This window comes from Streptomyces sp. NPDC055400 (genome assembly GCF_053644375.1).
The window spans coordinates 864,445-884,309 of record NZ_JBSHLM010000001.1 but is presented as its reverse complement, the minus strand read 5'-3'; the positions used below and the strand labels follow the sequence as shown (position 1 = coordinate 884,309).

General features: G+C 70.1%; 20 protein-coding genes. 11 read left to right on the top strand and 9 right to left on the bottom strand.

Features of this window, described 5'->3' with window-relative positions; genetic code table 11:
- Positions 1–124: 124 nt before the first annotated feature.
- Entirely contained in the window at positions 125–925 is an 801-nt protein-coding gene (locus ACWIGU_RS03975) for a hypothetical protein (protein ID WP_454397082.1), read from the bottom strand.
- 310 nt (positions 926–1,235) lie between these two features.
- Here ACWIGU_RS03975 and gcl point away from each other — a divergent pair, with 310 nt between their 5' ends.
- Both gcl and ACWIGU_RS03965 read left to right on the top strand, forming a co-directional pair.
- Entirely contained in the window at positions 1,236–3,023 is a 1,788-nt protein-coding gene (gcl, locus tag ACWIGU_RS03970) for a glyoxylate carboligase (RefSeq protein WP_454397080.1), read from the top strand.
- A gap of 154 nt (positions 3,024–3,177) precedes the next feature.
- Positions 3,178–3,948 (top strand): hypothetical protein, encoded by a 771-nt coding sequence (locus tag ACWIGU_RS03965; protein ID WP_454397078.1) that lies wholly within the window; start codon positions 3,178–3,180, stop codon positions 3,946–3,948.
- 444 nt (positions 3,949–4,392) lie between these two features.
- Here the strand turns inward: ACWIGU_RS03965 and ACWIGU_RS03960 are convergent, their stop codons facing one another.
- From ACWIGU_RS03960 to ACWIGU_RS03950, 3 genes are all read right to left on the bottom strand, one after another.
- A complete protein-coding gene (locus tag ACWIGU_RS03960; protein WP_454397076.1) occupies positions 4,393–5,850 on the bottom strand; it encodes a catalase in 1,458 nt (485 codons plus the stop codon).
- A 205-nt stretch (positions 5,851–6,055) separates the two neighbouring features.
- Positions 6,056–6,970 carry a 2-hydroxy-3-oxopropionate reductase gene (locus ACWIGU_RS03955; protein ID WP_454397074.1) on the bottom strand — a complete coding sequence of 305 codons (915 nt, stop codon included), beginning with the start codon at positions 6,968–6,970 and terminating at the stop codon, positions 6,056–6,058.
- Positions 6,971–7,029: 59 nt separating this feature from the next.
- Positions 7,030–7,887 (bottom strand): TIM barrel protein, encoded by an 858-nt coding sequence (locus ACWIGU_RS03950; protein WP_454397072.1) that lies wholly within the window; start codon positions 7,885–7,887, stop codon positions 7,030–7,032.
- Between the two features lie 162 nt (positions 7,888–8,049).
- Here ACWIGU_RS03950 and ACWIGU_RS03945 point away from each other — a divergent pair, with 162 nt between their 5' ends.
- The 8 genes from ACWIGU_RS03945 (at position 8,050) to ACWIGU_RS03910 (ending at position 15,350) form a co-directional block, all read left to right on the top strand.
- Positions 8,050–8,301 (top strand): hypothetical protein, encoded by a 252-nt coding sequence (locus ACWIGU_RS03945; protein ID WP_100591422.1) that lies wholly within the window; start codon positions 8,050–8,052, stop codon positions 8,299–8,301.
- Positions 8,298–8,675 (top strand): helix-turn-helix domain-containing protein, encoded by a 378-nt coding sequence (locus tag ACWIGU_RS03940; RefSeq protein ID WP_266675213.1) that lies wholly within the window; start codon positions 8,298–8,300, stop codon positions 8,673–8,675. Before ACWIGU_RS03945 ends, ACWIGU_RS03940 begins: the two co-directional genes overlap by 4 nt.
- A 171-nt stretch (positions 8,676–8,846) precedes the next feature.
- Positions 8,847–9,362 carry a 2-oxo-4-hydroxy-4-carboxy-5-ureidoimidazoline decarboxylase gene (uraD, locus tag ACWIGU_RS03935; protein ID WP_454397280.1) on the top strand — a complete coding sequence of 172 codons (516 nt, stop codon included), beginning with the start codon at positions 8,847–8,849 and terminating at the stop codon, positions 9,360–9,362.
- Positions 9,362–9,766 carry a hydroxyisourate hydrolase gene (uraH, locus tag ACWIGU_RS03930; RefSeq protein ID WP_454397069.1) on the top strand — a complete coding sequence of 135 codons (405 nt, stop codon included), beginning with the start codon at positions 9,362–9,364 and terminating at the stop codon, positions 9,764–9,766. Before uraD ends, uraH begins: the two co-directional genes overlap by 1 nt.
- A 5-nt stretch (positions 9,767–9,771) precedes the next feature.
- A complete protein-coding gene (pucL, locus tag ACWIGU_RS03925; RefSeq protein ID WP_454397068.1) occupies positions 9,772–10,719 on the top strand; it encodes a factor-independent urate hydroxylase in 948 nt (315 codons plus the stop codon).
- 71 nt (positions 10,720–10,790) lie between these two features.
- The gene (locus ACWIGU_RS03920; RefSeq protein WP_454397066.1) at positions 10,791–12,191 is read left to right on the top strand and encodes a nucleobase:cation symporter-2 family protein; all 1,401 of its coding nucleotides are present in this window, start codon (positions 10,791–10,793) and stop codon (positions 12,189–12,191) included.
- A gap of 48 nt (positions 12,192–12,239) precedes the next feature.
- Positions 12,240–13,628, top strand: coding sequence for an 8-oxoguanine deaminase (locus ACWIGU_RS03915; RefSeq protein WP_266558447.1), 1,389 nt, complete (start codon positions 12,240–12,242; stop codon positions 13,626–13,628).
- 228 nt (positions 13,629–13,856) lie between these two features.
- On the top strand, positions 13,857–15,350 hold the full coding sequence (locus ACWIGU_RS03910; RefSeq protein ID WP_454397063.1) for a nucleobase:cation symporter-2 family protein: 1,494 nt from the start codon (positions 13,857–13,859) through the stop codon (positions 15,348–15,350).
- 37 nt (positions 15,351–15,387) lie between these two features.
- Here ACWIGU_RS03910 and ACWIGU_RS03905 read toward each other — a convergent pair whose 3' ends face one another.
- From ACWIGU_RS03905 to ACWIGU_RS03895, 3 genes are all read right to left on the bottom strand, one after another.
- Positions 15,388–15,591 carry a hypothetical protein gene (locus tag ACWIGU_RS03905; protein ID WP_454397301.1) on the bottom strand — a complete coding sequence of 68 codons (204 nt, stop codon included), beginning with the start codon at positions 15,589–15,591 and terminating at the stop codon, positions 15,388–15,390.
- A 183-nt stretch (positions 15,592–15,774) separates the two neighbouring features.
- Positions 15,775–16,599: a chitosanase gene (locus ACWIGU_RS03900; RefSeq protein ID WP_454397061.1), complete on the bottom strand. Its 825-nt coding sequence runs from the start codon at positions 16,597–16,599 to the stop codon at positions 15,775–15,777.
- Between the two features lie 198 nt (positions 16,600–16,797).
- Positions 16,798–17,727, bottom strand: a complete 930-nt coding sequence (locus ACWIGU_RS03895) for a helix-turn-helix domain-containing protein (protein ID WP_454397059.1) — start codon at positions 17,725–17,727, stop codon at positions 16,798–16,800.
- A gap of 96 nt (positions 17,728–17,823) precedes the next feature.
- On the opposite strand from ACWIGU_RS03895, the gene ACWIGU_RS03890 reads away from it, so the two are divergent.
- Positions 17,824–18,678 (top strand): NAD(P)H-binding protein, encoded by an 855-nt coding sequence (locus ACWIGU_RS03890; protein ID WP_454397057.1) that lies wholly within the window; start codon positions 17,824–17,826, stop codon positions 18,676–18,678.
- Positions 18,679–18,705: 27 nt separating this feature from the next.
- Here the strand turns inward: ACWIGU_RS03890 and ACWIGU_RS03885 are convergent, their stop codons facing one another.
- Both ACWIGU_RS03885 and ACWIGU_RS03880 read right to left on the bottom strand, forming a co-directional pair.
- Entirely contained in the window at positions 18,706–19,128 is a 423-nt protein-coding gene (locus ACWIGU_RS03885) for an acyl-CoA thioesterase (RefSeq protein ID WP_266558436.1), read from the bottom strand.
- A 90-nt stretch (positions 19,129–19,218) separates the two neighbouring features.
- On the bottom strand, positions 19,219–19,857 hold the full coding sequence (locus ACWIGU_RS03880; protein ID WP_454397055.1) for a hypothetical protein: 639 nt from the start codon (positions 19,855–19,857) through the stop codon (positions 19,219–19,221).
- Positions 19,858–19,865 lie beyond the last annotated feature (8 nt).

Genomic DNA, 19,865 nt, shown 5'->3' with positions numbered 1-19,865 from the left:
TCCGGGCGCGATCGGCCCGGGTGGGGCCCGCCCCGTGTCTCCGACCGGACCCGGCAGCGTCTGGGGCCTGTCTTCAGATTCCCGCCCGCCCTTCGGGCGGACGACGGGAATGTGAAGACAGGCCCTACGCCCCGGCCGCTATCAGTTCGTCCGCCGGATTGTTGACCGGCTGGGGTATGCCCGCCAGGTCGAGGACGAAGAGCGGGACGTCGAGTTCGTCGGCGCGGGTGCGCGCGTCCTCGTCGTAGCCCGCGAGTGAGAAGTAGGCGCAGACCGCCGACTCCGACATGCCGGTCAGCCACAGGCACTCCACGTCCCGCAGGGTGGCGGGCCGTACCGACGGCTCGACCTGGGCGACGACGCCGCGCGCCGCGAGGCCGATGCCGGACGAGGGGCGCTGGTCGGCGCGGCGGACGTCCCGGTAGCCGAGCCAGCGCAGATAGAGGGCGACGGCGGTCACCGCGTCGCGCGCCGTGCGGATGGCCACCGGCTGGAACGCGGGGCGCGGGACGGGAGCCGTGGGCGGCAGCGGAATGTGGGCGGGGCCCGGCCGCGTGGGAGCGGCCTGATCCGGACCGTCCGTCGTGGGCGGGTCCGCGGGGCCCGGCCAGGTCGCGCCGCCCGCCACGCCGGAGTCAGGCGACGCGTCATGGCTCGGCGCGGGGTCGCCCTCGACCGGGATCCGCAGCACCGTGCCGCACCCGCAGCCGATCTCCGGGCGCGGCCACCGGTCCCGGCGCCCGCAGGCCGCGCACCGCACGGTCACCCAGTCGTCGAGCCAGGTGCGGTGCGTGACCGGCTCCGCGGGCGCCCCGCGCCGCAGCGGCGGCACGACGGGCGCGCCGCACGAGCACGGGTAGACCGGTGGCGCATACACCTGTTCACGCCGGCAGGCGGGGCACCGCACCGGCACGTTCTGAGCCATGACCCACTCCTGGCATCCGCCCGGGTCTGAGCACCCGGGCTCACGCGATGGCTTCCCGCCCTCGGGGCCCATCGTCCTCCAAACTCCCCGGCCGCGGCAGGCAGTCGGGCGAGATCCCGCCGGATCCGTCGACGAGAGGCCGTCCCTTGACGGTCGGGGGGCCGCCGCCTACATTGCTTCCATATAGCAGAACCTAGTTTCCGCAATGTGGAAATTAGGAGCTGAAGACAGTACGAAGACGACACGGACTCACAGCTCGCCGCGGGGCGCGACGGGAGCGCGAATCCGACAGCCGAAGCAGGAGAACTCAATGGCTCGTATGACCGCTGCCAGCGCGGCAGTTGAGATCCTCAAGCGCGAAGGCGTCACGAACGCGTTCGGCGTGCCGGGTGCCGCCATCAACCCCTTCTACAAGTCCCTCAAGGAGGTCGGCGGCATCAGCCACACGCTGGCCCGCCACGTCGAGGGCGCCTCGCACATGGCCGAGGGCTACACCCGTACGAACCCGGGCAACATCGGGGTCTGCATCGGTACGTCGGGCCCGGCCGGCACCGACATGATCACCGGCCTCTACTCGGCCACCGGTGACTCCATCCCGATCCTGTGCATCACGGGCCAGGCGCCCACCCACCTCCTGCACAAGGAGGACTTCCAGGCCGTCGACATCGCCACGATCGCCAAGCCGGTCACGAAGATGGCGGTCACCGTCCTCGAAGCGGCCCAGGTGCCCGGCGTCTTCCAGCAGGCGTTCCACCTGATGCGTTCCGGCCGTCCGGGCCCGGTCCTCATCGACCTGCCGATCGACGTCCAGCAGACCGAGATCGACTTCGACCCGGAGACGTACGAGCCGCTGCCCGTCTACAAGCCGGCCGCGACCCGCGCCCAGATCGAGAAGGCGATCTCCTTCCTCCTGGAGTCCGAGCGCCCGCTGATCGTCGCCGGCGGCGGCATCATCAACGCGGATGCCTCCGACCTCCTGGTCGAGTTCGCCGAGATCACCGACACGCCGGTCGTCCCGACCCTCATGGGCTGGGGCACCATCCCGGACGACCACGACCTGAACGCGGGCATGGTCGGCCAGCAGACGGGTCACCGCTACGGCAACGCCACGTTCCTGGAGTCGGACTTCGTCCTCGGCATCGGCAACCGCTGGGCCAACCGTCACACCGGCTACAAGCTGGACGTGTACCGCGAGGGCCGTAAGTTCGTCCACGTCGACATCGAGCCGACCCAGATCGGCAAGATCTTCGCCCCGGACTACGGGATCGCCTCCGACGCCAAGGCCGCCCTCGAACTGTTCGTCGAGGTCGCGCGCGAGCTCAAGGCCGCCGGCAGGCTCCCCGACCGTTCCGCGTGGGTCGCCTCCCACCTGGAGCGCAAGGGCACGCTGCACCGCCGCACGCACTTCGACAACGTGCCGATGAAGCCCCAGCGCGTCTACGAGGAGATGAACAAGGCGTTCGGGCCCGACACCCGTTACGTCACCACCATCGGCCTCTCCCAGATCGCCGGCGCGCAGATGCTGCACGTCTACAAGCCGCGCCACTGGATCAACTGCGGCCAGGCGGGCCCGCTCGGCTGGACCATCCCGGCCGCGCTCGGTGTCGCCACCGCCGACCCGGAGACCCAGGTCGTCGCGCTCTCGGGTGACTACGACTTCCAGTTCATGATCGAGGAGCTGGCGGTCGGCGCGCAGCACCGCATCCCGTACGTCCACGTCTTGGTCAACAACGCCTACCTCGGCCTGATCCGCCAGGCGCAGATCGGTCTCGACATCAACTTCCAGGTCAACCTGGAGTTCGAGAACCAGAACAGCCCCGAGCTCGGCGTCTACGGCGTCGACCACGTCAAGGTCGCCGAGGGCCTCGGCTGCAAGGCGATCCGCGTCACCGAGCCCGACCAGCTCCTGCCGGCCTTCGAGGAGGCCAAGAAGCTCGCCGCGCAGTACCGCGTGCCGGTCGTCGTCGAGGCGATCCTGGAGCGCATCACGAACATCTCGATGAGCCCGACGGCCGACATCAGCGCCGTCAAGGAGTTCGAGGAGCTCGCGACCGAGCCCGGCCACGCGCCGACCGCGATCCGGCCGCTGACGGCCTGATCAGGCGCCTGCCGGCCGAAGCGGGGGCGGTCCACCCGATGGGGGTGGACCGCCCCTTCGGCATGGCGGCGCGCGTGACGCATGACACCGGGCCGACACCCCGGCGCTGCCCCGTGTTGATCGGCGGGCCGTCCCGGACGGCGACGATCCGGCCATGGAACGACGTACATTCGCCGCGGGCATCGCGGCAGCGGCCGCAGCCCCCGCCCTGCTCGGTGCGGCCCCCGCCCCCTCGCACGGCGACGACCGGCTGAGGAAGGCCATGCGGGCCGCGCTCGGCGCCGAACTCGACGACCGGGCCGCCGCCCGCGCCGTCGAGCCCCACATCCACGACATCGGCTTCGACTGGCACACGCCGACGGTGCCCCTGGGCCGGATCGACTTCCTCGTCGCGTACGGCTTCGGGAACCGGCCGCCGGCCGTCGGCGGCGACCCCACGAAGGTCATGTACGAGCCGGGACCGGTCAACGAGGAGCTGGCGGACACCGTGGCCCGCGTGCGCGCCCGCAGGGACGTGCCCGTGTACGCGCAGTGGGAGATCGCGCGCTTCTTGAAGTCCAAGTACCGCATGACCGGCGTGACATCGATCGAACCGGTCGTCGCGCCGGACGGCACCATCACCTACCTGAGCACGGACGGCGTCGCCGCCCAGGTCGTTCAGGCCCGCGAGAAGCTGCCGGAGGGCATCGGCACGGCGGGCGTCATCGGTTTCCGCGACCACGTCAAGCGCTGCGTGCAGACCACGAACGACCGCGGCATGAAGGCGTACGCGCCCGCCGGCTTCGAGATGCCCGGCACGTACGACCCCGAGTCGGGCCAGGCCTGGACGCGGCGGCGCGACCTGTATCTGGTGCACGACATGACGGCGCAGTGGACCGTGCTGCGCGAGAAGCTGATCGCGCAGGCGGGCAGCGGCAACTCCTGAGCACCGCCCGCCGAGCGACGCGGGGACAACGCAAGAACGCCGAGTACGGGACCGTCCGTACTCGGCGTTCTGTGCTTCCCCCGAAGCTCGCCTCTCCTGAACTGAGCATCCCCGAAGAGGGCTTTCCCCGAAGGGAGTTGGTGCCGCCCGAAGGCACGCGACTGGCGAGACATGCATGCGTGCCGCCGGGCGGATTCTGTGGTGTGGCCGGTACCGCGGCGGCCTGGGATGAACCCCGGCGGCTGCCCTCCCCTCAGGTCGAGAAGGGGCCGCCAGGATCTTGACCACCGCACTGGCTCGCAGAGCCGCCGCGGACCGTGCCTGTCCGCCTGGGGCGGACCGCCCGCGTCGCCGTGTGACCACCCCTCATCCGGGTCTTCACAGTGGCGCGGGCATTGCGTCCGGGGCCTGACCTCCCGTCAGGCCCCGGACGCAGCTCTGGTGCTAGTCCTCGCGCAGGGCGCGGACCGCTTCCTCCACGCGCTTGCCGTACTCGGCGTCGGCGGCGTGGAAGTGAGCCAGGTTCTTCTCGATCACGTCGTCGCGCGAGACCTGCGAGAGGCCGCCGGCGATGTTGGCGATCAGACGGGACTTCTCGTCGTCCGACATCAGGCGGAACAGCTCGCCCGCCTGGAAGAAGTCGTCGTCCTTGGTGTGGGCGGGCGCCTCGTGCGTGCCGGTGTGGCCGGCGACGGCGAGCGGGGCCGACAGCGGGCGGCCGGTCTCGGCGGGCCCGTCGTACGAGTTGGGCTCGTAGTTCTTGCGGTCGCGGCCGTAGGCGTTGGACGCCATCAGACCGTCGCGGCCGTAGTTGTCGGCGTCGGTCGCCCTGGGCGCGTTCACCGCGAGCTGGGTGTGGTTGACGCCCAGGCGGTAGCGGTGCGCGTCCGCGTAGGCGAACAGGCGGCCCTGGAGCATCTTGTCCGGGGAGGGGCCGATGCCGGGCACGAAGTTGTTCGGGGAGAACGCGGCCTGCTCGACCTCGGCGAAGACGTTGTCCGGGTTGCGGTCGAGGACCAGACGGCCCACGCGCTGCAGCGGGTAGTCCTTGTGCGGCCACACCTTGGTGAGGTCGAACGGGTTGAAGCGGTAGTCGTCCGCCTCGGCGACGGGCATGAGCTGCACGTACAGGGTCCAGGACGGGTTGACGCCGCGCTCGATGGCCTGGAGCAGGTCCGTCTGGTGCGAGTTGGGGTCCTTGCCCGCGATCTCGGCGGCCTGCTCGCTGGAGAGGGAGCGGATGCCCTGGTTCGTCTTGAAGTGGTACTTGACGAAGAAGGCCTCGCCCTCGGCGTTCGTCCACTGGTAGGTGTGCGAGCCGTAGCCGTTCATGTGGCGGTACGAGGCCGGGATGCCGCGGTCGCCCATGAGCCAGGTGATCTGGTGCGTGGCCTCGGGGGCGTGCGCCCAGAAGTCCCAGACGTTGTCCGCCTCCTGCTTGCCCGTGAAGGGGTCGCGCTTCTGGGAGTGGATGAAGTCGGGGAACTTGATCGGGTCCTTGATGAAGAACACCGGGGTGTTGTTGCCGACGAGGTCGTAGTTGCCCTCTTCGGTGTAGAACTTCAGCGCGAAACCGCGCGGGTCGCGGACCGCGTCCGCGCCGCCGAGGTTGTCCGCGACGGTGGAGAAGCGGATGAACGTCTCGGTGCGCTTGCCGACCGTGCTGAGGAAGTCGGCGTGGGTGAAGCCGGTGACGTCGTCCGTCACCTCGAAGTAGCCGTACGCGCCGGAACCGCGCGCGTGGACGACACGCTCCGGGATGCGCTCGCGGTTGAAGCGAGCGAGCTTCTCGAGGAGGTGCTGGTCCTGGAGGAGAAGCGGGCCACCGACGCCGGCGGTGGCGGAATTCTGGTTGTCGGCGACAGGAGCGCCGGACTCGGTCGTGAGCACACGCTTCGACATGGTGGCGAGGGTGACCTTCCGTACGGAACTGCTGGGACTGCTGACGGTGAACCGGAGCGTAAGAGGCTCTGAACAGCTACGTCAACAGTTTGTTGAAGTTGTGGTCAACAGTTTGTTGAAGTGAAAGGCATGGTTCCGGGCCGTGGCGGCGCCTGGGCGCGACAGGACAGGTGTCAGCGCCGCCACGGCCCGGAAGTCCGGGGGGTCAGACCTGCGAGCCGGAGAGGCGCTCGACGCCGCGCAGCAGCGCGGAGTGGTCGAGGCCGCCGTCGCCCTGGGCGCGCAGGGAGGCGACGAGCTGGGCGACCACACCGCCGACGGGCAGGGCGGCGCCCACGTTGCGGGCGGCGTCGGTGACGATGCCCATGTCCTTGTGGTGCAGGTCGATCCGGAAGCCGGGCTTGAAGTCCCGGTTCAGGAAGTTGTCCTTCTTGCGGGTCAGGACGGTCGAGCCGGCCAGGCCGCCGTTGAGGACGTCGAGCGCGGCCGTCAGGTCCACGCCGGACTTCTCCAGGAAGACCACGGCCTCGGCGCACGCCTGGATGTTCACGGCGACGATCAGCTGGTTGGCGGCCTTCACGGTCTGGCCCGAGCCGTGCGGACCGCACAGCACGATGGTCTTGCCGAGGGCGTCGAGGAGCGGCTTGGCCTCGTCGAAGTCGGCCTGCTCACCGCCGACCATGATGGACAGAACGGCCTCGATCGCGCCGGCCTCGCCGCCGGAGACGGGTGCGTCGATGACGCGGATGCCCTTGTCCTCGGCGGCCTTCGCGAGGTCCACGGAGGTCTGCGGGGTGATCGACGACATGTCGATGATCAGAGCGCCGGACTTCGCGTTCTCGAGGATGCCGTTCTCGCCGTAGGCGATGGCCTCGACCTGCGGAGAGGCGGGCACCATCGTGACGATGACGTCGGCGTCCTTGACGGCCTCGGCGATCGAGCCGGCCGCGGTGCCGCCGGCGGCGGCGAGCCGGTCCAGCTTGTCCTGCTCCAGGGTGAAGCCGGTCACCGAGTAACCAGCCTTGATCAGGTTCTCGGACATGGGGGAGCCCATGATGCCGAGTCCGATCCACGCGATCGCCGGGCGGGCCGGGTGGGAAGAAGCGGCGAGGTTGCTCATGACGGTGCCTCTCTGACTGCGGTCGTACGTAGGTGAGTTGGCGCTGACTCGGGGGGTGGTCAGCGCGCGGCGCGGGCGGCGGCGGGCAGCCACTCGAACGCCTCGGCGCTCGGCTTGTCGCCCGGCTTGTACTCCAGGCCGACGTAGCCCTCGTAGCCGGCCTTCGCGAGCTGGTCGAGCAGCTCCTCCAGCGGCAGCGAACCGGTGCCGGGGGCGCCACGACCCGGGTTGTCCGCGATCTGCACGTGGCCGGTCTTCGCGGCGTACTGCTCGATCACCGCGGGCAGGTCCTCGCCGTTCATGGACAGGTGGTAGAGGTCCATGAGGAACTTGGCGTTGCCGAGGCCCGTGGCCGCGTTCACCTTGTCCACGATCTCGATCGCCTTGGGGGCGCTCACGATCGGGCACAGCGGCGACTCGGGCTTGTTCAGCGCCTCGATCAGGAGGATCGCGCCGACGCGGTCGGCGGCGCGGGCCGCGAGCACCAGGTTCTCCAGCGCGAGCTCGTCCTGGACCGCCGGGTCCACGCCGTCGACGCGGTTGCCGTACAGCGCGTTGAGCGCCTTGCAGCCGAGGGAGAGGGCGAAGTCCGCCGCGATGTCGATGTTCGCGCGGAACTTGTCGCTCTCCTCGCCGGGGACGGACAGGGCGCCGCGGTCGGGGCCCGGCAGTTGTCCGGCGTAGAAGTTGAGTCCGGTGAGCTGTACGCCCGCGTCCTCGATCGCCTTCTTCAGGGCGTCGAGCTCGGACTGCTCGGGGGTGGGGGCGTCGACCCAGGGCCACCACAGCTCGACCGCCGTGAAGCCCGCCGCGGCGGCGGCCGCGGGGCGCTCCAGGAGCGGGAGTTCCGTGAAGAGGATCGACAGGTTGACGTTGAAGCGCTGGTCTGCGGCTGTGTCCTCTGAGAAGCCTGGCATGTGGGTCGGCGCTCCCTTCCGTATTGAGATCCGTACGGCACTCGGTGTCGCGAGTTCCGTATAGCGGAAGTTCGTTTCTGCTTGATGGAAGACTGCCGGGGATGCTTCGCTCTTGTCAAGAGGGGCTGCCGGAAAAACCGGTCGCGGCAGTAGGTTGACCCCGTGCGATTGAGAGTGGAGTTCACGACCGAGCCCTTCGACCTCGACGAGGCGCCGCCCCACGCGGTCGTCGCCCGCGACGTCATCCAGAAGGCCGAACTGGACGCGGTGGATGTCGGGCCCTTCGGCAACACCGCCGAAGGGGAGGCGGACGCCGTGCTCGGCGCGGTGGACGCGCTGCTGCGCCAGGCCCTCGCGGCCGGCGCCACCCGCGTCTCGCTCCAGGTCAATGTGATGGGGGAGGGCGATAAGTGACCGCTACAGGAGACGTCCCCTTCGTCAGCGCGGTGAAGCCGCTGGTGGACGCCATGGGGGGCGAGATGCTGCCGCCGCAGGAGGCGGGCAAGGACGATGTCGTCCTGCACTGGGAGGGCCGCGAGGTCATCGCCGTACGGCTGCCCCAGCTGGCCGACTCCCTGGATCACATCCTGGTGGCCATGGAGCGCGGGCAGGGCATGCCCCTGTCGGCCCTCGACCGCAAGGCCAAGCAGGAGGTCGTACGGATTCTGGAGGCGCGCGGCGCCTTCTCCGTACGGCACGGAGTGGAGACCGTGGCCGGTGCGCTCGGAGTGAGTCGTTTTACCGTCTACAACTACTTGAACAGGGAAAACGCCGCCAAGGGGGAGTAGCCTCCGCAGTATCACGCCAAGGTGTCGAACCAGCCGCCGTCCGGATACCGGGCGGCGGTTTTTGTCACTCCAAGTTTTCAACAAAGTGTTGACGTGGTGTTTCGGAGGGCGTTAGCTATCCGCAGCCCGTCCAGCTCAAGGCCACGGAGGCTTCCCGTGACTTCACGTCCGATGCCGGGGCTTTCCCGGTTCAACACACTTCAGGAGAACGCGGCCGCTGCCGCCCTCCACGAGGTGTGTGCCAGCTCGGCGTGGGGGAGCAAGCTCCTCGCCCAGCGCCCCTTCACCACCGCGGAGGAACTCTTCGCCGCGAGCGACGCCGCCATGGCCGAGCTCGGAGCCGAGGATCTCGCCGAGGCCATGGCGGGGCACCCCCCGATCGGCCGCCCCAAGCCGGGCGACCCGACCTCGTCCCGCGAGCAGCGGGGCATGGCCGGCGCCTCGGAGGAGCTCAAGGCCGAGATGCTCGAACTGAACCTGGCCTACCAGGACCGGTTCGGTCATGTCTTCCTGATCTGCGCCACCGGGGCGACCGGCGAGCAGATGCGCGACGCGATGAAGGCCAGGATCGGGAACGACGCCGGTACGGAGCGCGAGATCGTGCGCACCGAACTGGGGAAGATCAACCGTATCCGCCTGACCCGCCTCGCCGAAGAAGACGTAGAAGTGGAAGAGGACAAGGACTGATGAGCACCGCGACCACCGCGTCGGTGTCGACGCACATTCTCGACACCAGCATCGGACGCCCCGCCGAGGGCGTCGCCATCTCGCTCGCCGCCCGCTCGGGCAGCGACGCCGAGTGGGTGACGCTCGGCGGCTCCGCGACCGACGCGGACGGGCGCTGCAAGGACCTGCCGGCGCTGCCGGAGGGCACCACCCACGTACGCCTCGACTTCGCCGTCGAGACGTACTTCACGCATCAGATCAACACCGTGAAGCAAGCCGAGGCGCAGCAGGACGCCCCCCGCGTAAGGGACAGCGGTGCGTTCTTCCCGGAGGTGGCGATCACGTTCGCCGTCAAGCCGGGCGAGCACTATCACGTACCGCTGCTGCTCAACCCGTTCGGCTACTCCGTTTACCGAGGGAGCTAGCAGACATGCCCACGATTCTCGGCCAGAACCAGTACGGCAAAGCAGAGAACCGCGTCGTCAAGATCACGCGGGACGGCGACACCCACCACATCAAGGACCTGAACGTCTCCGTCGCCCTCTCCGGCGACCTCGACGACGTCCACTACAACGGCTCGAACGCCAACTGTCTTCCGACGGACACGACGAAGAACACCTGCTTCGCGTTCGCCAAGGAATACGGCATCGAGTCGGCCGAGCAGTACGGCATCCACCTCGCCCGGCACTTCGTGGACAGCCAGCCGTCCATCCACCGCGCGCGCATCCGCATCGAGGAGTACTCCTGGGAGCGCCTCGCCGGCTCCGACGGGAACTCCAAGTTCATCGGCGCCGACGAGGTCAAGCACTCCTTCGTCCGCAAGGGCCAGGAGACCCGCCTCGCGCAGATCACGTATTCCGCCGAAGGTGACGGGGGGCCGAAGTTCGAAGTCCTGTCCGGGCTCAAGGACCTGACGGTGATGAACTCCACGAACTCCGAGTTCTGGGGCTACATCAAGGACAAGTACACGACGCTCCAGGAGGACTACGACCGCATCCTCGCCACGTCCCTGTCGACGTGGTGGCGGCACAACTGGACGTCCGACGACCAGCGCATGCCGCAGTGGGAGAAGTCCTACGAGCAGTCCAAGAAGCACATCCTCCAGGCGTTCGTGGAGACGTACTCGCTCTCGCTCCAGCAGACGCTGTACCAAATGGGTTCGCGGGTCATCAACAACCGCAGCGAGATCGACGAGATCCGCTTCTCCGCGCCCAACAAGCACCACTTCCGGCAGGACCTCTCCGCCTTCGGCCTGGAGAACGAAGCCAAGGACGGCGCCGTGTACTACGCGGCCGACCGCCCCTACGGCCTGATCGAGGCCACCATCCTGCGCGACGGCTGCGAGCCGCACATCCCGGTCGACATGACCAACCTCTGACGCGGGGCGCGCACCCCCCGCCCGCCCGCAGTCGGGCAGGGGGTGCGCCACACCGGAGGGAACAGCTAGCTATGGCAACGCCTGCAAAGGGGCCGGCAGAAGGCCCTTGTTCCACCCCACCGGCCGGACCAGAGGTCCACCCGGTGGACGAAAAGCTCCACCCCTCGCGGCTCGTCCCCGCGGCACTCCAGCACATCGCGGCGATGTACGCGGGCGTGGTCACACCGCCGCTCATCATCGGTCAGGCCGTCCGTCTCGACACGGCGGGCCAGACCCGGCTCATCGCCGCCAGCCTGCTCATCGCGGGCGTGGCCACCCTCCTGCAGACCCTCGGCGTCAAGGGACTCGTCGGCAACCGGCTGCCCTTCGTCAACGCCGCCTCCTCGGCCGGCATCGCGCCGATGCTCGCCATCGCCGAGACCAACGCCCGGGGCGACCAACTCCCCGCCATCTACGGCGCGGTGATGGTCGCCGGGGTCTTCTGTCTCGCGATCGGCCCGTTCTTCGGCAGGCTCCTGCGCTTCTTCCCGCCGCTCGTCACGGGCGTCGTCATCACCCTCATCGGGGTGACCCTGATGCCCGTCCCGGTCGCCTGGGCGCAGGGCGGCGACAAGACCACCGCCGACTTCGGCGACATGAAGTACCTGGGACTCGCCGCCTTCACGCTCGTCGTCATCCTGGTGATCCAGCGCTTCGGCCGCGGCTTCGTCAAGCAAGTCGCCCTGCTTCTGGGTCTGTTGATCGGCACGCTGGCCGCGATCCCGTTCGGCATGGCGGACTTCGGCGCCCTCAGGTCGGCCCCGGTCGCCGCGCTGCCCACGCCCTTCGCGTTCGGCGCGCCCGAGTTCCAGCCCGCCGCGGTCCTCTCGCTCTGCCTGGTGATGCTCGTCCTGATGACGGAGTCCAGTGCCGGGATGCTCGCCATCGGCGAGATCTGCGACCGCGAGACCAGCGGCAGGACCATCACCCGCGGCCTGCGCACCGACGGCCTCGCCACGCTCCTCGGCCCCGTCTTCGGCGGCTTCCCCACCTCGGCCTTCGCCCAGAACGTGGGCGTCGTCTCGCTGACCAAGGTGCGCAGCCGCTACGTCGTCGCCGCCGCGGGTGGCGCGCTCCTGGTCCTCGGCGCCTTCCCGGTGCTCGGCGCGGTGGTCTCCACCGTTCCCATGCCGGTCCTCGGCGGCGCGGGCATCGTCCTCTTCGGCTCCATCGCCGTCAGTGGCATCCGTACGCTGTCGGAAGCCGGCCTCGACGACAGCTCGAACATCGTTCTGGTCGCCGTCTCCCTCGGCGCGGGCATCATCCCGCTCGCCGCGCCCACCTTCTACGCCGGATTCCCGGCCTGGGCGCAGACCGTGCTCGGCTCCGGCATCAGCGCGGGCGCCCTGGTCGCCGTCTCGCTGAACCTGTTCTTTCACCATCTCGGCACCCGCGGCCGCGCCACCGCCGCCGCGGCACTCAAATCCTCCTAGGGTCCTGCCGTGCCCCCACCGCCACACACAGAACAAGAAGGAAGCACCATGGCACCTTCGGCAGCCCCTTCCCGCATCGTCATCGAGAACGCGGCCATCGCGACCGTCGACGCCAACGACACCGAGTACGCCTCGGGGTACGTGGTCGTCGCCGACAACAAGATCGAGTCCATCGGAGCCGGCCAGGCCCCCGCGGGCCTGGAGAACGTCGTGCGCCGTGTCGACGGCACCGGCCACCTCGTCACCCCCGGCCTGATCAACACGCACCACCACTTCTACCAGTGGATCACCCGCGGCCTCGCCACGGACCACAACCTGTTCAACTGGCTCGTCGCGCTGTACCCCACGTGGGCGCGCATCGACGAGCAGATGGCCCGCGTCGCCGCGCAGGGCTCCCTCGCGATGATGGCCCGCGGCGGTGTGACCACCGCGATGGACCACCACTACGTGTACCCGAAGGGCTCCGGCGACCTGTCCGGCGCCATCATCGGCGCCGCCTCCGACATGGGCGTCCGCTTCACACTGGCCCGTGGCTCCATGGACCGCTCCGAGAAGGACGGCGGCCTGCCGCCGGACTTCGCGGTCGAGACCCTCGAGGGCGCGCTCGCGGCCACCGAGGAGACCGTCGACAAGCACCACGACGCCTCCTTCGGCGCCATGACCCAGGTGGCCGTCGCCCCCTGCTCGCCGTTCTCCGTGTCCACCGAACTCATGAAGCAGGGCGCCGAGTTGGCGCGCCGCCTCGGGGTACGCCTGCACACCCACGGCAGCGAGACGGTCGAGGAGGAGAAGTTCTGCCACGAGCTCTTCGGCATGGGCCCGACCGACTACTTCGAGTCGACGGGCTGGCTCGGCGAGGACGTGTGGATGGCGCACTGCGTCCACATGAACGACTCGGACATCGCCGCCTTCGCCCGTACGGGCACGGGCGTCGCGCACTGTCCGTCGTCCAACGCCCGCCTCGCGGCAGGCATCGCCCGCGTCCCGGACATGCTCAAGGCGGGCGTCCCGGTCGGCCTCGGCGTCGACGGCACCGCGTCCAACGAATCGGGCGAGCTGCACACCGAGCTGCGCAACGCGCTCCTCATCAACCGTCTCGGCGCCCACCGCGAGGCCGCCCTGAACGCCCGTCAGGCGCTCCGGCTCGGCACCGCCGGCGGCGCCCGGGTCCTGGGCCGCGCCGCAGAGATCGGCTCCCTGGAGGCTGGCAAGCTCGCCGACCTGGTCCTGTGGAAGATCGACGGCATCGGGCACTCCTCGATCGCCGACCCGGTCACCGCCATCGTCTTCGGCGCGGCGGCCCCGGTCACCCTCTCCCTCGTCAACGGAAAGCCGGTCGTCGAGGACGGACGCCTGCTGCACGCCGACGAGGACGCCATCGCCCGCGATGCGCGTCAGGAGGCCCAGCGTCTCGCGCGGATCACCGCCGAGGCCTGACAACCATAGAACTCCGGTCGGGGGGGACGGCCCCCGACCGGACTTGAGCCGCCGAGCGGGCTGCTCAAGTGCCGCCCCGGATCGTGGCCCGACACTTCACGGTCCCGGGGCGGTCAGCACTACCTGGGCGCAGTACCCACAACCGAATACCGGCAAGTCCTTGCACCTCGTACCACCTCCCAGAAGCGAGTGCCGCCCAGGCACTGGAAAACAACCGGAGGAGCCGCTGTGGCCAACAAGCCCAGGTTCACCAAGCAAGGCACCACCCCCGACGAGATATCCGAGGGGCACACCGAACGTCCTGCGGGCAAGCACCCGGTGGACGAGAAGCTGCCGCCGCTGAAGATGGCGACGACCGGCCTCCAGCACGTCGCCGCCATGTACGCGGGCGTCGTCGCGCCGCCGCTCATCGTGGGCGCCGCCGTGGGCCTGTCGCCCAAGGAACTCACCTTCCTGACCGGCGCCTGTCTGTTCACCGCGGGACTCGCCACGTTCCTCCAGACGCTCGGCATCTGGAAGATCGGCGCCCGTCTGCCGTTCGTCAACGGCGTCACCTTCGCCGGTGTCGCGCCCATGATCGCCGTCGTCAACTCGACCGACGACAAGAAGGACGCGCTGCCCGTCATCTTCGGCGCGGTGATCGTCGCCGGCGTTCTCGGCTTCATCGCCGCCCCCTTCTTCAGCAAGCTCGTGCGCTTCTTCCCGCCGGTCGTGACCGGCACGGTCATCACCCTCATCGGCGTCTCGCTGATGCCCGTCGCGTTCGGCTGGGCCCAGGGCCCCAACCCCGCGGCCGAGGACTACGGTTCGACGACCTATCTCACGCTGGCGGGCATCACCCTCGTCATCGTGTTGCTGCTGCGCCGGTTCACCACGGGCTTCGTGAAGCAGATCGCCGTACTCCTCGGCCTGATCATCGGCACCCTCGTCGCGATCCCCTTCGGCGTCACGGACTTCAGCCCGATCGGTGACGCGGACGTCATCGGCTTCCCGACGCCGTTCCACTTCGGCGCCCCGCAGTTCGCCGCCGCGGCGATCGTCTCCCTGTGCGTCGTCATGGTCGTCTCGATGACCGAGTCCACGGCCGACATGCTGGCGCTCGGTGAGATCGTGGAGCGCCCCGCCGACGAGAAGACCATCGCTGCCGGACTGCGGGCCGACACGCTCGGCTCGGCGCTCAGCCCGTTCTTCAACGGCTTCATGTGCAGCGCGTTCGCCCAGAACATCGGCCTCGTCGCGATGACGAAGATCCGCAGCCGGTACGTCGTCGCCACGGGCGGCGGCTTCCTCGTCCTGATGGGCCTGTGCCCGATGGCCGCCTCGCTGATCGCGGTCGTGCCGCGGCCCGTACTCGGCGGCGCGGGTGTCGTGCTCTTCGGCTCGGTCGCGGCGAGCGGCATCCAGACCCTGGTCAAGGCGAACCTGGAGCGGGACAACAACGTGCTGATCGTGGCCGTTTCGCTGGCCGTCGGGCTCATCCCGATCGCGGCGCCGGAGTTCTACCACGCGTTCCCGGAGACCGCGAAGATCATCCTGGATTCGGGCATTTCCACGGGCTGTGTGGCCGCGGTGATCCTCAACCTGCTCTTCAACCACCTCGGCCGCAGCGGTGCCGCGGACGATGTGACGGCCCCGATGGAACCGGGCGGTGAGATCGCGTCGACGCGTACGGCCGCCGGGTCCTCCGCCTCGGCAGGGTCTTCCGCGGCAGGGGTGCACTGACGTAACGAGCGTGACGCCGCCCACCGTATGGCGGAAGTTACTTTCCAGATAACCCGGATTGCCGGTCCCGCGTGAGCCGCAGCGCGACGGGACCGGCCCTCGTCCTCGGCTCGGGCATCAGCGAGAACCAGCCCATCGCCGTATGGCTGCCACGGCTCGCGATGCGGGCCACGCGCGCGGCCTCAGGATGGTAGGCGGCGACCCCGATCCCGGACACCGCGACCACCACCAGCGCGTTCATCGATGTGTTCCGCCGGCGTTCGGCGCCACGCCGGGGGAGCGCAGCAGGCGCCAGGCCTCTCGCCGCGTGTCCTTCCGCTGTCCGTGGCGGGTACTGCGTCGTGCGGGTGACTGGTCGGCATACACGAAAGCGGCGCGCCCGACACTGTCAGGTGCCGAACACGCCGCCCGGCCACGGGAGTTGTCAGCCGATGTGGTAGCTGTCCCCGTACACCTTCCAGTCGAGCGGCGGGTCCAGGTTCAGATTGCCGTTCTCGAGGAAGACGCGCTGCGCGGTGTCGACGCGGCTCGTGTCGCTGTGGGCCTCCTCCTGCTTCATGGCCCACACGCGAGCGTCGAGGAACGCGTTCAGGTACGCGACCTCGTCGCCGCCCTGCGCCGGCGGCTGGGCCTGGGCGAGAGCGCGCTCGCGGATGTTGCGGAAGCTCGTCGCGTCGTCGCCGTCGCCGTGCATCACGATGGCGTCGTAGTACGCGAACTGCCCCAGCGTGCCGATGCCGTCCGCCTTGCCCTGTGCGACCGCCGGGTTGAAGTACACGCGGTCGCGCTCGTCGTTCTGGGCCTGCTGGAACGCGGAGTCCTCGGCCGCCTTCTCCCAGTCGCGCGGGTAGTCGGGGTCGAGGCCGTCGTGCGAGTCGGTGCCGTCCACCTCGCGCAGGGCGGGCAGGTACTTCGCGAGGACGTTGCCGGGTTTGCGCTGCGTGTACAGCTCCACGAGATCGAGCATGTCGCCGGTGCCGGAACAGAAGCCGATGATCCCGGCGGTGTACCCGCGGCCGTCACCGATGTCCTCGATGTAGCCGTACTGGGCCTTCCAGTCGAGCGAGGAGTTCTCCGCGCTCGACACCAGCTTCATGGCGATCTCCTTCTTCGCCGGGTCGTCGAGCCCGCCCGCGGAGACGGGCGTGGCCGTCGCGAGCTGGGTCGTGAGGAGCGGGGCCGCGACCACCGAGGCGCCGATCAGGGCGAGCAGGGTGCGACGCGACGTGCGTGCGTGGGGGGTGTGCACGGGACCTCCATGGGGGGAGCTCGTTCTTCCGCGAACTGTTAGGAAGGTTTCCTACCAGAGATTGCGGGTGACGTATACCCGTCAAGCGGAGAGGAGTTGGGGGTGTGGAGCGGGGTCGATGTGCTCGCACAGGCCGTTCCTGCACCTGAACGGCGGTTTTGTATGTGGGGAGGGGGGTGGGCGGGGGCGCCGGTGGGATCAGCGGCCCGGGCCGCAGGGGCGCGTAGCCGGGAGGCGTCCCGAGACGAACGCCGTCGGCGGTACGCCGAACAGCGCGTGGAACTCCGCCGTCATGTGCGACTGGTCGTAGTAGCCGGTGGCGTGCGCGAGCCCAGCCCACCGCGGGTTCCCCTCGGCGCCCGCGCCGGCGAGCACCTGGCGCACCCGGTCGATCCGAGCGAAATGCTTGGGGGACAGGCCGACGTCTTCCGCGAAGAGATTGCGCAACTGGCGCTCACTCACGGCGAGTTGCCGGGACACCTCCGCGACCGTCCCCGGCCGGTCGCGCCCCGGGGCAGTCGACAGCGCCTCCACCGCCGCCCGCACCAGGCCGTCGCGGGCGCGCTCGCCACGGTCGCGCGGCGTGAGACCGTCCGGCAGCAGCTCCGTCATGCGCGCGAGTACGGCGTCCGGGTCCGGAGCGGGCCCGAGGGCGGCGAGCCCACCCGCGAGCCGCCGGCCCGCCTCGCCCGGCAGTGACTCCAACGGCGCGGCGCGGCCCACGAGTTCGCGTACGGACACCCCGAGCAGAGGGCGCGCGGCCCCGGGCCGGAACCGCAGCTGCAGACACATCGGGAGCCGCGTCTCCTCGTAGTACGAGGCCTTGGTGCGCGGCCCGATGGCGACCACGTCGGTGCCGCCGTCCGGCAGCACACGGAACACCAGGCGCGTCGCCGCGTCCGGGACGTGGGTGATCGCCCCGGTGTCCGCCCGACCGAAGTCCGGGGAGCCGACGGAGTTGATCGAGTCGATCTCGGTGATCCAGGGGCGCAGCGCCTCGGGCGGCGCGACAGGGGTGCCGTAGGGTCCGGGGGTGCTGTACTGCCCGGGGGCGCCGGTGTGCCCGGGGGTGCCGGTGTGGTCCGGCGCCCCCGCCCGTTCAGCTGTCCTGTCCCTCAGCGTGGTCACCCCTCCACGTTAACCGGGGGGTCTGCCGTCCGGAGGCCGCCGGCTGTGCCGGAATTTCCTAGCTGCGGCGGCCCGTTGACCGGCAGCGTTGCGGCCATGATCCTCATCACCGGTGCCACCGGCACCATCGGCAGTGAAGTGACCCGTCTCCTCGCCGCGCGGGGCGTCGCGCACCGCGCCCTGACCCGTGATCCGGCCCGCGCCGCCTTCGGATCCGCAACCGAGGTCGTCCGCGGGGACCTCGACGACCCGGGGACTCTCGACGCCGCGGTGGCCGGCGCGACCGCCGTCTTCATGGTGACCCTGCCCGGCTCCGGATCCGGGCCCGGCGCGCAGGACAAGGCCCTGCTGGACGCGGCGCGGGCGGCCGGCGTGCGCAGGGTAGTGAAGCTCTCGGCGATCGGCACGGGCGAGCCGGGCGCCGGAGGCTTCGGCATGTGGCACGTCCCGGGCGAAGTGGCGCTCCGGGAGGGCGACTTGGAGTGGACCGTGCTGCGTCCCACCACGTTCGCGTCGAACTTCCTGTGGTCGGCGCCGGAGATCCGCGCGGGGCGGCCCGTACCCAACCAGTTCGGGGACGGCGCCCAGGGCGTGATCGACCCGCGCGACATCGCCGAAGCGGCCGTGAAGACCCTCCTCGCCGACGGGCACGACGGCCGCGTCTACACCCTCACCGGGCCCGAACTCCTCACCGTGCCCGACCAGGCGGCCGCCGTCGCCGCGGCGGTCGGGCGCCCCGTCGAGACCGTCGACGTGCCCCTGGAGTCCGCCCGGGAGTACGTGCTTGCCGCGGGCATCGCCGAGGAGTCCGTGGACAGTGTCCTCGAAGGGTTCGCGTACGTCCGCGCCGGTCAGAACGCGATCGTCACGGACGACGTCGAACGGATCCTCGGACGCCCGCCCCGCACCTTCGCCATGTGGGCCGAAGAGCACAAGGGGGCGTTCGTCTAGGCGGCGTTCGTCCAGGGCCGTCGGGAATCAGAGGCCGAAGGCGCGTGGGTCCGACGCGAGTGCCCGGAAGTACTCGCGCGGATCCGCCACGAGCTTGCGCTCCTTGAGGTCCATCAGGCCGCCCGCACTCGTCAGTTCCGCAGCGAGCGTGCCGTCGGTCTTGCGTATCGACTGCTCGATCCGGAACGTCTTGCCCTCCGTCCACACGAACGCGCAGCTCACGTCCACCTCGTCGCCTGCGCGCAGCTCTCGGCGGTAGCGGATGGTCGTCTCCAGGGCGACCGGGCCGACCCCCTTCGCCAGCAGGTCGGCCTGCCGGATCCCGCCGTGCTGGAGCAGCACCCATCGCGCGTGCTCCGCGTACTGCAGATACACGCTCTGATTGAGGTGCCCCTGCGAGTCGGTCTCGTACCCGCGCACTTGAATGCGCACGGTGAACGGCTCCGTCACGATTCCCCCTTCGACGACTACTACGGCCCCAATGCGGCCAGTACAGCTCTTACGGCTTCTGCTTCGGGTGCTGCGTCTGCTGCTCGATCGTCATGATCTTCGCGGTGACGCCAGCAGGTACCGCCCCCTGGTGCGGGGTTCCGCGTGCTCGCTGACCTGCCACCCTGCCCGCTCCAACGCGGCGGCGCAGCCCGCGATTCCGTCCGGCCCGCGCCCCCGTACGGCCACGGCCTCCGGCTGTGGTGTGCCGCCGACACGGTAGCCGTCCCCGGTGTCACCCTCCGCCGGACGGCAGCCCGCCGCCTCCAGGGCGAGGGCGGCAGCCTGCACCAGATGCGCGCGCTCCCAGGCGCACGGGCGGTCGGTGACGCCGCCCGGATTGGTCATCCGGCGCATCTCCACGAGCCCCTGCCAGGCACTGCGCACCTCGCGCGCCCGCGCCGGACCGCCCGGCACCGGTGACTCTCCGCCCACCCGCGCCGCGAACGGGCCCCCGCCCGAAGGCTCCGGCGGCGGTGGCTGCTCGGCGCGCTCCGGTTCGTCCCCCGCTTCCCGTATCCGGTGCCCGGCCGGTGTCAGGAAGTGGTCGTGGGGAGGTCGCGGGTGCCGGAACGCGAGCTTCATCAGGACGAGGCGCGCGAGCTGGGCGTCACCGCCCCTCAGCCGCCCGGTGACCGGGTCGGCCTCGTCGACGATGCGCCGCTGCGCGGCGGACAGCGGCCTGGTCATGGCGCCAC